Consider the following 13628-nt stretch of genomic DNA (forward strand, 5'->3'; position numbering starts at 1 on the left):
CCATGGATTAACAGACTTACCTGAAATACAGACTGTTTTTTTGCACAGGCTGGAAAGCCTGTGCCACCGGGTATATGGGATTTTGGTGAATTATCCGGGCTAGGTTGGATAAAATCTCCCACCGGGTTCGTCCCGCCCCCCAAGTACGCGTTGGGGGAGGTCTTCCCCCGAAAAAAAAAGGCAGGGTCACGGGGACCCTGCGCTGCCGGCTGCCTGAGAACGCTGGAGCGTGCAGGCTAACGGGATATTTTGCGGCGTAGGCCCAAGAGTCTCACCAAACCGGTTCCCAGCAGCCACAGGGCCCCGGGCACGGGAACGGCGCTGGCGGCAATGTGCAGGTCATCGATCATGACCCAGTCATAAGTACCCGAAACATTGGTCAACAAAGCATAGGCGATGTTGCTGGCGGCGATGCCGTAAAACTCCCCGGCGCTACTGGCATGGGTGATGGGCAGGCTGTAGGATTCGATGGCAGTGTCGCTGGCGTCATAGGCGGTCAAGGCCCATTGATAATCCGAGGCGCCCCAGTGGAAGCCAAAGGCCGAGGTTCCCCCGCCAAAGCCTATCTTTAAGGCAGAGAAGCCTTCATCGCTATACGTGCCGTTGTCCAGGTACTGGCCGGTCATGTTCCATTGACCGCTATAGGTGCTGTCAAACCAAAAATGGTTATCCACCGCGATATAACTCTGATTGGGAGGCAATAGATGATACGCAGCGATCCAATCCCCTGGAATCCACATGGACATATCATCCACATAGGCGCCGGACAGGGCGGAGTCGCCGGTACTGGTGATGAAATAGCCATAGGCGGGGGTGAAGGACATCAGGGCGACAACGACGGCGGCCAACACGGTCATTTTTTTAAACATAACCAATCCTCCTTGTTTGTTTGATACATTTAGTTGTTTTCTCAGACAGCCGGGAGAATGGGGCGCCGAAGCAATCACCCTTGCCCTCGCTCTCAAATAAGGCAATTTACGTGCCAAGATATCTTGGCAATTCGGTTAATTCCTCCTGATCCTTCGTAGGCCCAACAGACGCAGAAGCCCGGAACCGAGGAGCCACACCGCCCCGGGAAGGGGAATAGCATTCACCCTGACATTATCAAGTCCAGTAGTGTCTCCGGTGCCGGTGCCGCCCCTCAGATCCCCTAAAATTTTGAGGGCCGTCACGTTTTGCAAGATATTGCTAAAAGTATCTCCCACCTCGGTGAAATTGGCATCGGTTAAAGCCACCGTAAACGTGGTCCATACCCCCTTGGCAGGTTCGTTGGCGACCCCCCAATACATGTAATTGCTGCCGCTCCAGATTTCGATATTGTGCTCGTGCTGGTTGGCATTATTGTTGATGGGCACAATATCATAGGAAATGCTGCCGCCGATATACCCGCTCCAATTTCCATCCCAGCCGTTAGGGGAGACAAAGCGCCACCAGCTGCCGGCGTTGTCATAGGCTTGAATAAAGCCGGGGCTGGTCCAGCTTGGGGAGGTTGCTCCCTCGGTGGTCCAGTTTTCCGTATCGCTGTCAAAGGTGCTGACCAGGGTGGCCTGGGCCATGCCTCCCAGGCCCAAGAGAAAGACCGATACCATAACTAAGATGGACCATCTCTTCATGACGCTGTCCTCCTTATGTATACATTGGCGCAATAAGGTTTTTCTCCCAAAAACCAACTCCAATAACTTTCCCGGAAACCCGGCCATCCCCTTTTAAAACCCGCCGGCCTGCCGTCCCCTGTCGCACGGTGGGTTTGGCTTTGCTTCCATACAATTATCAAGCAATGATCATGCCATCACGACACTTTAAAATATCTACATAAATATGCTAATTAATTGAATATGTTATAATCTATCGCCCGATATACATAATTTATTAAATGTTCAATTATTTAAATATAATGTTTGTTATTTTGAACATAGCCTTCTCGGTGGCCTACGATGAGACCGCCCGAGCCCGTGGCGTGATAAAGCACCGCGCCTCCGCCTTGCCAGTTTACGGGCAAGAACCTTTGTTCCAAGTCTTGTTCCCAAACTCCCGGGGGCCACAAAAATCATCGGGCGGGCCGCGCCCGCCATCCCTTAATCACTTCCCCTATACGCCCCTGTCCGGCCATCCGTTCGCCCCCCCAAGAAATATCCTTGCCAGCCGAGCCGGGAAGGGCGTATCATAACCACCACGGATGCGGAGGACGGTGCAATGGTCGGTTGGTGGAAATTGGTGCCGGAAATCCTGCTGTGGCCCGCGGCAATCGCCCTGGCCGCCGGGTTCGCCTGGCTGCTGTATCAACTGGTGGAAAAGTGGGAGACAGTCATTACATTTACCAAAAAAAACGTCCTATACGCCGGGGCCGGCCTTCTTATTATTGTTCTGTTCTGGCTCATGTATTTATGGATAGATTTTCCTGCTATTCCGGAGCCGTCCGAACAGGCGAAAAACAAAATTGACGCCATTAAGACCGTAGCCCAGATCCTGGGAGGCGTCATCCTAATCTACGGGGTCTATCTCACCCTGCGCCGCATCCGGGCCATCGAAAAGCAGGTGCAAATCTCCGAAGACGGCCAGGTCACCGACCGCTTCACCAAGGCCATCGAGCAACTGGGCCGCGACCAGATGGAGGTGCGCCTGGGGGGCATCTACGCCCTGGAGCGCATCGCCCACGACTCCGACAAGGACTACTGGACCATCATGGAGGTCTTGACCGCCTACGTCCGGGAGCGGGCCCCGTGGCAAGAAGATGAGCAAGACGCCAGCCAGCCAGAAAAGATCGAGCCCCCCACCGACATCCAGGCGGTGCTGACGGTCCTGGGGCGGCGGCGAAAGCAATTTCGACAAAGAGATAATTTCTCCATTGTTGACACTTGATACCTATCAGGTTACATTCTAAAAATGATTGTCAGCTTCAAACACAAAGGCCTGGAACGTTATTTCCTTGATGGCAGCGTGGCCGGCATTCAGCCAAAACATGCCGGAAGACTACGTCTCATCCTGGGCCGTCTCCATGCCTCCTCCTGTGCCCATGATATGAACCTTCCAGGTTTGCATCTGCATGAACTGGTTGGTGATCGTCAAGACACGTGGGCGGTAAAGGTAAGCGGCAACTGGAGGCTTACCTTTAGTTTTACCGGGCAGGATGCCTATAACGTTAATTATGAAGATTATCATTGAGGTTTAAAATGCTTATGCACAACCCACCCCATCCTGGAGAAATTCTCAAGCAGCTTTGCCTGGAACCCTTGGGCTTAACCATCACCGAGGCTGCTCAAGCTTTGGGGATAAGCCGGAAATCATTATCTGCCATTGTCAATGGCCGGGCCGGCATCAGCCCGGAAATGGCTATCCGGTTATCGTTGGCTTTTGATACCACGGCTGCAAGCTGGCTGAACCAGCAGGTCATGTTCGATCTTTGGAAGGCAGAGCAACACCGAGGCAATCTCAAAGTTAAAAGCCTGGTAACAGTTCAGCTAGCTGAGTAAAAGATGAAAAACCACCCCTCCCTAGCCCTCCCCGTCAACGGGGAGGGAATTATCCCCCCCGTTTACGGGGGGATAAAGGGGGGTAAATCTATTGACCGCCTTATACTCCCAGAAAACTGAACTGTTACCAATGCGCTTATACCGGCGAACATACCAAGCTGCCCGAGTATCTCCAAGACCCCGTCGCCCCGGCAGAAGCCGGGCCGCCCCCTAACTCACCGCCACCGCCGGAAAAGTAAGACCGCTTCTTCCCCAACATGGCGCTTTTCGTTATAGTAAAAATATATTACCTCCGGGAGACAACGATGCTCACCAACTGCACCGCCCGCTATACCAGGATCAAGTCGGGGTATTTAGGACAATTGATCGAGTGGCCCGAAGTGGTCACCGAGGGCCGGGACTTAGAGGACTGCCGGGCCATGCTGCGGGACGCCCTCCACGAAATGATCCTGGCGTATCAGCAGCAAGGCAAAGAAATACCCGTGGGCAATGCCCTCATAGAACAGGTCCCGGTGGAGATCATCGATGTCCATCAAGCAGCATGATCTCGTATCATATCTGGAGGCTAACGGTTTCTCTCTGCTCAGGGAGGGCGGCAACCATTCCATATACACAACGGGGTCAAAATAATCCCCGTCAAACGCCATCGTCTTCTGGACCGCATCACTGCTAACGAAATATACAAGCAGGCCGGCTTGAACCCCAAATTTTAACCGTTTTATCATCCCCCTGTTTCCCAAGCTCATTTTGTAAAAAAAGTGGCAGAAATCGGGAAAGGCTCACTTTTAAGATCCCTTTGGCTTAAAAGACGCAATCCTTCTTCAGCCAATTTTACATACTCCGGGTTATTTTCATACCCGATGTATTTCCTTCCGGCCTTCAGGGCCGCAATAGCTGTCGTGCCGCTGCCCATAAAGGGGTCTAGTATGACATCCTCGGTAAAGGTGTATAGTTGAATGAGACGATAGGGTAATTCTATCGGAAAGGGTGCCGGATGCCCCACTTTTTTGGCAGACTCGGGGTTCATCGTCCATATTGATTTGGTCCATTCCATAAATTGCTCTTTCGAAATGGTATTCTCTCTACCCCGGGGTTTTTTGCGCCTGAAGGAACCCTTCGCAAAGACCAGGATATATTCATGTACATCCCGTAAAACCGGGGCTGAGGCCGATCGCCAACTCCCCCAGGCCATAGATACCCCTGCACCGGCGCCCTTATTCCAGATGATTTCTCCGCGCATCTGAAAACCGATTTCCAGCATAATTGCAGAAACAAAGTCCGAAAGGGGAAGGTATGGCTGACGCCCCAAGTTTGCTATATTGACGCAGGCCCTTCCGCCGTTAGTCAATACCCGATACGTTTCAGAAAATACCCTTTGCAATAATTGCAGATATTCCTTGAGAGATAGATACTGGTCGTATTCTTTGGTAACATTGTATGGGGGAGAAGTGATCATCAGGTGCAGCGAATTATCCGGTATTAAAGTCATATTTTCTGAACTGCCGAGTATGATACTGTTCTCATACGCCACCGGGAAATCATTTTCACCGGGGACATCGTGGGTATTACTCGCAGGCAACTCCGAATAAAGCCTCGACCCATAATAATCGGATGAGTCATGATTAATTCTCGCGTGAGTACCGAAGGTGCTGGTCTTGGACCCTTTTTTCATAATCGACTTTCATTCTGCCATGTTGTGGAAATTGAAGGACACAGAGTTGTTTGAGTCGAATACAAGATCCGCCCTTGGCCAAAATTAATTACAGGATTGGCCAACATGAAGACATAGAGTTGTTTGGGTCGAATACAAGATTCGCCCCTACAGATTGAATCTGTTTTCGATAACGAATTGCTGGAATGCCGGATGCGTGAAAGATAAATTTTATATTGGTAATACGGCCTGTGCCACCCGTAGATGATTCTCATGGTTTGGAGGGGCTTTTTAAAGAATAATAATTATCAAGGGATTACTCCCTTGCCAAAGCTCATGCCTCAATCCGGCGACCAGTAGAATAGCTCCTGCCGGCCGGATCTGGCCAACAGATGCGACAGCCCCAATCCCGCCGCCAGGGTCTCAAAGCGTTCATAGGGGCAGTGCAGCGCTCGGGCCAGGGCCAGGCCCAGACCGTGTTCCATAAAGTTGGTGTTGGTGTCGACGAAGAGGGCCGGCACCCCTCGGCGGGCAATAGCCGCAGCAGCTTTAAAGGCATCGGCCTTAGGGTCTTCCGAGAAACAGGCGACGTTGGGGTTGCCATCGGAGATGACCACGATGATGGGAATCAGGCTCCGGCTGCGGCGCAACTCGCGGACAGCTACCTGATAGGCCAATGCCAGCCCATGCGCCAGCGGAGTCTTACCGCCGGTGGGCAGCACCCGGAGTTTTTTCCGGGCCAGGGCAACACTGCCGGTAGGCGGCAGGAGTATCCGGGCCCTGGCGCCGTGAAAGACAATCAGGCCGACCCGGTCCCGGCGCTGATAGGCCTGCACCAGAAAAGACAGGGCGATCTGTTTGGCCGCAGCCATGCGGCGCTGGGCACTCATGGAACCGCTGGCATCCACCACCAGGAGCAGCAGGGCTTGAGTCTTACCGGCCCGACGTTTATAGCGCAGGTCTTCTCGAGTTAAGCGGGGGCCGTCCGTATAAACGCCAGGGTGGCGATGGGCTGCAGCCCGGAGGGTGGCATCGAGGGCCAGGTCCGGCTTGCCGCCATCCGGCAGGCGGGGTTTGACATAGCGGCCATGGCGGCTCTGGGTGGGGTTGGCTAATCTCCGGCCCCGTTTACCCTGAGAGACGCGGGGAAAGTAAAATTCCAGGTGCTTCAGCTGAAATGCGGGTGGACAGGCGAAGATCTGGGCCCCGTCCGAGATCGGTGCCTCTCTGATCAGGGGCTTTTTTTTTCCGTTGGGCTTGGGGCGGGCGGCTGTTTCGATTCGGTTTGAGCCGCGGCCTCTACCTGTTCGATGAGTCTGTCCGTACTAATTTCTTCATCATCCAGAGGATGCCTGGCCAGGCGATGGCGCAGAGCCAAGATGGCACAGCGTTTTACGTCTGCCAGGGTTATGACCCGCCGCCCTTCCAGCGCCGCTAGGCCAGCCGCCGCCCGGATAGTGGTCAGGTCCGCCCGGTGACCTTCGGTTCCCAGGGCCAGAGCCAAGCGAACCGCCAGACCCAGCTCCGCTTCCCCCACCTGCACCTCGGGAAGCAACGCCCTCGCCTGTTCTATCCGCCGTTTCAACGCGGCTTCGTTCTCCCCCTGAGCCCTGATAAACCCGAGCGGGTCGGCTTCAAAGGCCAGCCTCCGGCGTACGATCTCCCCCCTGGCCGCGGCGTCTGAGATACCCTTGACTTCCACACAGACACCGAAACGGTCCAGCAACTGGGGGCGCAACTCTCCCTCTTCCGGGTTCATAGTACCCACCAACAGAAAATGGGCCGGGTGCGAGATCGACACCGATTCCCGCTCCACCACGTTGACCCCCGAGGCGGCTACGTCCAGGAGCACGTCTACCAGGTGGTCCTCTAGAAGATTAACCTCATCGATATAGAGGATGCCCCGATGAGCCCGGGCCAACAGCCCCGGTTCGAATCGTCTGCGGCCGGCGTGCAGGGCGGCCTCCAGATCCAATGTCCCTAATACCCGATCTTCCGTCGCCCCCAAAGGCAGGGTTACTACCGGTACCGGCCGGCGTTCCACCGGCAGGCCGTTGTCCGCTACCCGGCGATTCCGGCAGTCATCACAGAGACCGTCAATACCCTGGGGATGGCAGCCATAGACACAGCCGGCTACTACTTCTATTTCGGGCAACAGGTTCGCCAAGGCCCGCACCGCGGTAGATTTGCCGGTGCCCCTCTCCCCCCGGATGAGGACCCCGCCGATGGTAGGATTGACTGCGTTGAGGAGTAAGGCCAGCTTTAAATCTTCCTGGCCCACTAAGGCGGTAAAAGGAAATATCAGCGGCTGTGATCGCATATTATTATTTTAGTTCATGCAGCCGGGGAGTCAATGAGAGAATAATCGCGCCAGAGACAAATAATGCCAAATAGTCTCGGTCTATCGGTCAGAGCTTGACAACTCCTCCGGTTTAATGAGATTTTGTGGTTACGATTAATCACCTTGGAGCGCGGTACGAAAAATCCTGGAAGGAAATGCTATGTTGGTAAATTTCTGGCGATTAATTAAAAATTTGAAATTCCTGCAACTGGCGCTCTATATAATTTTTGCCTTTTTCTTCCTACCATCCTTTGGGAATCGGTGGCTCCTGGAACTGGCCTCCGGATTTCTCCTGCTTAATGTTCTGTTAGTTTCTCTCTCAACCGTAGGCGCGGTGCGATGGCGCTGGCTCTTCTGGCTGCTGTTTGCCGCGGCGGCGATATGCCATGGCATTTATCTGACCCAGATCGGTCCAGAAGGTCGGCTGCTGTTTATCAGACTGACGATCATCTGCAATATGCTTCTCTTATTATTGTGTATCGGCGGCATCCTGTCATATATTTTTCAGACAATTAAAGTAACCCTGGACACCCTTTTCGCCGCGGTGGTGGCGTATTTAATTATTGCCTGCACCTTTACTCACGCCTACCTGCTCTTGTGCACCTTTAATCCCCAGAGTTTGAGCATTCCACTGCCGCTCCGGATGGATTCCTTCAATATCTTTGAGAGCAATATCATTTATTACAGCCTGATCGTTATCACTACGGTCGGCATGGGCGACATCCTGCCGCTCACCCCTATGGCCCGGATTTTGACGGTGGTGGAGGCCGTGGTGGGCCAGTTTTTTGTCGCTATCTTGATGGCCTGGCTGGTTGGGAGGTTTATTGCCCAGGCTATCTCGGCCGAGAAGCTGGAAAGCCAGGATTAGCCATGAAAATGATCCTGGACGTTTTTTCATGAGGATAGACCGGGTGACATAATGACCCCAAAACCTCCTCGTACCCTGTTCATCTGCCAAAATTGCGGCTTTCAGACCGGCAAATGGCTGGGCAAGTGCCCGGAATGTGAGGCTTGGAACTCCCTGGTGGAAGAAGTGGTTTCTCCTGAGCCTCCTTATCGGCGCACCCCGGACCAGGTTGCCGTTCGCAGCCGCCCCACTCCCTTGATCAGCCTCAGCCCCTCTCAGGAGGAACGCCGTCCCTGCGGCTGCCGGGAGTTTGACCGAGCCTTGGGAGGCGGAGTAGTCCCAGGATCGGTCGTGCTGTTAGGCGGCGACCCCGGAATTGGAAAATCCACCTTGATGTTGCAGGTCCTGGATCGCCTTTCGGGCAGCGGGTTTATCGGGCTCTATGTCTCCGGAGAGGAATCCGCGGGTCAACTAAAGCTCCGGGCCGACCGGTTGGGTATAACCTCCGCCAGGCTCCTGGTGGCTACTGAGACCTGCCTGGAAAATATTTTAAAGCTGCTCGACTCCGAAAAACCCCATTATCTAGTGCTTGATTCCATTCAGACATTATATGCCGCCAGTCTCCCGGCCGCCCCCGGTTCTATTACTCAGGTGCGAGAAACGGCCTTTCAGCTCGTCCAGTTGGCCAAACGCTCCGGCATCCCGATCTTCCTCATCGGCCACGTCACCAAAGAAGGCGCCATCGCCGGCCCGAAACTCCTGGAGCACATGGTGGATACGGTGCTGTATTTTGAAGGCGACCGCTCTCACACCTACCGCCTGCTGCGCACGGTCAAGAATCGCTTCGGCCCCGGCCAGGAGTTAGGCGTCTTTGAGATGCGTCAGACTGGACTTGCCGAAGTGACCAACCCTTCGGCCCTCTTTCTGTCGGAACGCTCTCTCGAGGCGCCGGGTTCGGTGGTGGTGGCCAGTATCGAAGGCTCTCGACCCATCCTGGTGGAGGTCCAGGCCCTCGTTACTCCCTCTAGTCTGGGCATGCCCCGCCGCCAGGCGGCTGGCGTGGACGCCGGACGTCTGTCGCTTTTGGTGGCAGTATTGGAAAAACGGGTGGGGCTGGCCTTTGGCAATCAGGATATCTTCGTCAATGTGGCCGGAGGCATCCGCCTGACCGAACCGGCCGTTGATTTAGGTATCATCGCCGCCCTGACATCCTCTCTTTGGGAGAGGCCGGTAGCTGCCGATACCCTGATCTTCGGGGAGGTGGGCCTGACCGGAGAGGTGCGCACCGTCGCCCAGACCGAAGTGCGTCTGCAGGAGGGGGCTAAATTAGGCTTCCGGCGCGCCCTGCTGGCTAAAGGACAGAGAAATCAGCTAAGGAGTGTCAAGGACTTGCAGATACTCGAAATCAGCAGCGTTCGGGAGGCACTGCGGCGATTGTTTCCGCCGGACAGATAATCCTCCTTGCCCTCAAGAAGTGCGATAATCAGATATAGTGCTGACGCACCTCGAGAAATTCCTCCAGGCCACCCCCCCACTGTTGTTCCAATTCTGTAACCGGGATATGACCCTCCAGCCCTTCTCGGACAGCCGGATCACCGGTCAAAAGATCAAAGGGTAGACGGTCGTATACATACTCGTAGGGCGGCTGCCGCCATTGAAAATGGTCGGGATAGAGCCGGATTATCGTCTGCAGGATGACCAGGGTAGTGAAGTAAGGCTTATAAAGCCGGCGGTCGGTGACGTGGAGTTGGAAACCGCCGCAGACCTCACCGGCCCATTTGTGGAAGGTAGGTTGAAAGAAGGTCTCTCGCAGAATGACCCCGGGAAGCTCATAGTCGGCCAGCAACGCATCCTTTAACACCAAAGGATTGATAAACGGTGCCCCGAACAGTTCGAAAGGCCGGGTCGTGCCCCGCCCCTCCGAGAGGTTGGTCCCTTCCAACAGGACCTGCCCGGGATAGACGATGGCCGTGTCCAAAGTGGGCAGATTGGGCGATGGCATCACCCAGGACAGGCCGGTAACGTCAAAATACTGAGACCGGTCCCATCCCTGCACCGGGACTAGGTCCAGATCACAGCCGATCCCGTGGATTTGATTGTAATAGCGGGCCAGTTCCCCTAAAGTCAATCCATGGCGCATCGGCAGGGGATAGGGACCGACGATAGAGGCCATGTCAGATTTGAGAAGGTTTCCCTCCACCTGGACCCCGCCGATAGGGTTGGGCCGGTCCAGAACGATCACCTTTTTCCCCAGTTGGGCCGCCGACTGCATCGCCAAGGCCATTGTGGCGGCAAATGTATAGACTCTGGTCCCTACATCAGGTAAATCAACCAATAAAACATCGATCAAGTCTAGATTTTCGGGAGAAGGCTGCAGGCGTTCGCCATAGAGACTGAAGACCGGCAGGCCGGTGACCGGCTCGCGGCAGTCAACCGAGGCGATCATATTATCCTGTTTCTCGCCCCAGAGGCCGTGTTGCGGACTGAACAACGCCCGAAGACTGGAAGGAAACCTCTGAGCCAGCAATCGCCAGCTAGGTAGCAAGCCACAGCCCACCACCGCCTGGTTGCTTAATAACCCCAAACGGACCCGAGGCAGCCAGGAAGGGGGATGGGCCAAAATCTGCTCCAGACCGGTCCTAACCGCCATGTAAACCCACCCCACGTCGCTTCTTGCCAGGTGATTTTGACCCTACTTCCCTGCCCTGTAAGGAATGGTGGGCGGTGCCCACCCTACATTGAAAAACCTCGATTTCTTGATAATGGCCATTACCCACGGGTCACCCGCGAATCATGAAAATGTGTGTCGGAGCATTCCAGAAGGCCGGATGGGCTCTGCTTTCCCGCCCTACAGCACTGCAATACCGGCAGGCCCACCCGATAGGGGTAGGTCTCAGACCCGCCCCTGCAATAAGTAACCGGAAACCATAGAACCTCCTGATTATTATCGGATATCGGAGGGACTACTCAAAACTCTGCTTCCTCGCGACGCACCACGGGCCGTATGAGCAGGGCGACGTCGTGCGTCATACCGTCCCGGCGCAGAAAGAAATCATCGAGGATACACTTCATCTCAAATCCTTTGGCCTTAAAGGCCCTCATGACCCCCCGATGGTCGGTAAGCACTTCAGCTTTTAAAATCTGGACATTCTCCAGTTTCGCCAGATTGATGAGTTCGTCAAGCATGAGCGAACCCAAACCCTGATTGCGATAAGGACGTGAGACAAAAATCCGGATCTCGCCGATATGCTTGCTGGCATGTTTGCCTCGATGGAGGGTAGCGTCCGCCATCAGACCGTTATCTTCCATATTAACCGCCACCAGGGGCAGCACCTTCTGATAGTTGATATGGTCAATCCAGGATTGAATAAGTTTCGGATTCTTAACATCTTGTTTCAGAAACCGAATGTCCTCTTCCGGTGCTTCCATAAAGAGTCTCAGCAGATTATCCCGGTCCTGCTGATTTAGAAGCCTGAACATGACCCGCTGGCCGCTACGCAACGTCACAAATTTTCGATACGTGGCATAATTAATCATTGCCGACCCCGTATTACATGATCTTGTTTTGTATCATAGCTCATCGCCACAGAATGTCAATATCACCCGCTCCCGGAAACCAGCGGCCAAGCAAGGCTGGTGGGTTTGCCAGCCTTGTCACTTTGAGAAAAATCTACCACCAGCCAGAAGTTGTTTCTCGGATTGATACGTTTCGCAGATTACGGCCAGTAGATTGCCCGAATACGAGTAAAGAGATTATGGCATTGTTATTGCACTAATGAATAAGTAACCTTGAATGAGGATGTTTTATGCATCTTAGAGAGATTATCAGCACGCTCATGCTCAGTGACTTTTACTTCAGCCTCCCCTTGGTGGAGCGCAAGCAGGTAGTCTTGCGGCTCTGGTCCCAGTATGGGGGCGAGTTCGGTCCACCAGTGCGCTGGTCTGGTCAGAATGAAAGTTTACCGAGCTTTGGCCATCTCAGCCCTCCCGAAAAGGCCGGGTATGAACCGTTGCCGCCTGCCGGTTTCTGAGCGGGAGGGTTGGGTGCCAAACATGCAGGATTATCGGCAAGGCGCCCAGACGCCTCCGTTTGTCGACTTGTGGTCGAAAAGCAATCGTTTCCTGGTGTGTTAAAAATGCCCCACTATTTTGGTAAAAATACCATTTTTAGCCTGACCATCCCTCCTGAAAGCCTGGATTGATAATCCCTTGTCCCACCTGCTCTCCCGGAAAAAATTTTTTTAAAGAATTTTCTTTTTAATTATTAGTATTCTAGCTTTTTTTCATAAGATAATTTTTCCCTCGTTGCGAAAATAGCCGAAAATAAGAGATTAGGTCTGGTCCAAAAAATTTTCCGTCAGGATCTACTATCCGGTTTACCTGCCGTAACCATTACACAATTTTCCTAAACGTGTTTTTAACTAGTTACTTATGTTCTTTTTATCTCTAATCTTTCTGCCTTGCTCAAGCCGGATCTGCCAAACTGCCCCTGAGTCCTCACTAACTCTAAATCCGGCCTCAGCGTCTTTGACTGATTATTAAAATAATCATATAAAGGAACCCATCTTGATCGGGGTAGTTCTCTCTGCTCCATTACTAATCATCATCTACCATTGTGCGCCCATTGATCGTCACACAGCCGATTTGCCGATAGGAGGATTTTTCAGAAGGCACTGACAGATAAATAATTTACAGAAAAATATATTAAAATAATATACACGGTCTTTCTCTCTACCTATAATATCGCTTGTTATATGAGCCCCTTGTGAAAAGGTTTCTATCATCCTTGATCCCGCAAAGCTTTTTGACAGGGTGAAAAAAATAGATTCTACGGTTCTCTCAGGATGGTCAGGGTTGAGAAGGCGATTTTTGCAAGACCCTCATATAAATTGTCATGTTCTGGTGATCACAACGAAATATGAAAAAAGAACCGTGGCGGCGGCTCGCAATAATGCTTTTTCTGCTCACTGCCCACTGCCCACTGTTTTCATATAAGTGCACATGTTCTCAAGAACACAACGAAGCATAAAAACAGAATCGTGGCGGCTGCTCACAATAATGTTTTTGCGGCTCACGGCTCACGGCTCACTGTTTTTATACAAGTGCACATGTTCTGCCGAACACAACGAAGCATAAAAACAGAATCGTGGCGGCTGCTCACAATAATGTTTTTGCTGCTCACGGCTCACGGCTCACGGCTCACTGCTCACTGTTTTTATATAAGTTATCAAGCCACTCATCATACAAACAAACCAGAGATTCAATCTTACTTGTAAAGCTTAGCATCTCTCACGGGCTAAGGCGTTTTCCGGTAACTAA

The 13628-nt window shown here is 53.2% G+C and carries 14 protein-coding genes and 1 pseudogene; 8 read left to right on the top strand and 7 right to left on the bottom strand.

Annotated features, from left to right (window positions below):
* Positions 1-236: 236 nt before the first annotated feature.
* The gene (locus tag DESAC_RS14765; protein ID WP_013707863.1) at positions 237-869 is read right to left on the bottom strand and encodes a PEP-CTERM sorting domain-containing protein; all 633 of its coding nucleotides are present in this window, start codon (positions 867-869) and stop codon (positions 237-239) included.
* A gap of 135 nt (positions 870-1004) precedes the next feature.
* A complete protein-coding gene (locus DESAC_RS14770) occupies positions 1005-1613 on the bottom strand; it encodes a hypothetical protein (RefSeq protein WP_013707864.1) in 609 nt (202 codons plus the stop codon).
* A gap of 580 nt (positions 1614-2193) precedes the next feature.
* Here DESAC_RS14770 and DESAC_RS15545 point away from each other — a divergent pair.
* The 5 genes and pseudogenes from DESAC_RS15545 to DESAC_RS17065 all read left to right on the top strand — a co-directional run bounded on the left by DESAC_RS15545 (position 2194) and on the right by DESAC_RS17065 (position 4183).
* Complete coding sequence (locus DESAC_RS15545) at positions 2194-2859, top strand: hypothetical protein (protein ID WP_013707865.1); 666 nt, start codon at positions 2194-2196, stop codon at positions 2857-2859.
* A gap of 24 nt (positions 2860-2883) precedes the next feature.
* Entirely contained in the window at positions 2884-3162 is a 279-nt protein-coding gene (locus DESAC_RS14780; RefSeq protein ID WP_013707866.1) for a type II toxin-antitoxin system RelE/ParE family toxin, read from the top strand.
* Positions 3163-3170: 8 nt separating this feature from the next.
* Complete coding sequence (locus DESAC_RS14785; protein WP_013707867.1) at positions 3171-3470, top strand: HigA family addiction module antitoxin; 300 nt, start codon at positions 3171-3173, stop codon at positions 3468-3470.
* A 305-nt stretch (positions 3471-3775) separates the two neighbouring features.
* Positions 3776-4015: a type II toxin-antitoxin system HicB family antitoxin gene (locus DESAC_RS14790; protein WP_013707868.1), complete on the top strand. Its 240-nt coding sequence runs from the start codon at positions 3776-3778 to the stop codon at positions 4013-4015.
* Positions 3996-4183 (top strand): annotated as a pseudogene (locus DESAC_RS17065) (type II toxin-antitoxin system HicA family toxin). The gene DESAC_RS14790 and the pseudogene DESAC_RS17065 overlap by 20 nt, the downstream one beginning before the upstream one ends.
* 29 nt (positions 4184-4212) lie before the next feature.
* Here DESAC_RS17065 and DESAC_RS14795 read toward each other — a convergent pair.
* The 3 genes from DESAC_RS14795 to DESAC_RS14805 all read right to left on the bottom strand — a co-directional run bounded on the left by DESAC_RS14795 (position 4213) and on the right by DESAC_RS14805 (position 7441).
* Complete coding sequence (locus tag DESAC_RS14795) at positions 4213-5142, bottom strand: DNA-methyltransferase (RefSeq protein WP_013707869.1); 930 nt, start codon at positions 5140-5142, stop codon at positions 4213-4215.
* A gap of 320 nt (positions 5143-5462) precedes the next feature.
* Entirely contained in the window at positions 5463-6401 is a 939-nt protein-coding gene (locus DESAC_RS17075; RefSeq protein WP_148231261.1) for a vWA domain-containing protein, read from the bottom strand.
* Entirely contained in the window at positions 6353-7441 is a 1089-nt protein-coding gene (locus tag DESAC_RS14805) for a magnesium chelatase ATPase subunit I (protein WP_041284019.1), read from the bottom strand. Before DESAC_RS14805 ends, DESAC_RS17075 begins: the two co-directional genes overlap by 49 nt.
* 181 nt (positions 7442-7622) lie before the next feature.
* On the opposite strand from DESAC_RS14805, the gene DESAC_RS14810 reads away from it, so the two are divergent.
* Positions 7623-8330 (top strand): potassium channel family protein, encoded by a 708-nt coding sequence (locus DESAC_RS14810; RefSeq protein WP_013707870.1) that lies wholly within the window; start codon positions 7623-7625, stop codon positions 8328-8330.
* A 51-nt stretch (positions 8331-8381) separates the two neighbouring features.
* On the top strand, positions 8382-9764 hold the full coding sequence (gene radA / locus DESAC_RS14815) for a DNA repair protein RadA (protein WP_013707871.1): 1383 nt from the start codon (positions 8382-8384) through the stop codon (positions 9762-9764).
* A gap of 28 nt (positions 9765-9792) precedes the next feature.
* Here radA and DESAC_RS14820 read toward each other — a convergent pair whose 3' ends face one another.
* Positions 9793-10959, bottom strand: a complete 1167-nt coding sequence (locus tag DESAC_RS14820; protein ID WP_013707872.1) for an exo-beta-N-acetylmuramidase NamZ family protein — start codon at positions 10957-10959, stop codon at positions 9793-9795.
* A 317-nt stretch (positions 10960-11276) separates the two neighbouring features.
* Positions 11277-11846 carry a GNAT family N-acetyltransferase gene (locus DESAC_RS14825; protein ID WP_013707873.1) on the bottom strand — a complete coding sequence of 190 codons (570 nt, stop codon included), beginning with the start codon at positions 11844-11846 and terminating at the stop codon, positions 11277-11279.
* A 269-nt stretch (positions 11847-12115) separates the two neighbouring features.
* On the opposite strand from DESAC_RS14825, the gene DESAC_RS14830 reads away from it, so the two are divergent.
* Complete coding sequence (locus DESAC_RS14830) at positions 12116-12340, top strand: hypothetical protein (RefSeq protein WP_013707874.1); 225 nt, start codon at positions 12116-12118, stop codon at positions 12338-12340.
* The last annotated feature ends 1288 nt before the right edge of the window (positions 12341-13628 follow it).

The sequence above is a fragment of the Desulfobacca acetoxidans DSM 11109 genome (assembly GCF_000195295.1).
GTDB classification, from domain to species: domain Bacteria; phylum Desulfobacterota; class Desulfobaccia; order Desulfobaccales; family Desulfobaccaceae; genus Desulfobacca; species Desulfobacca acetoxidans.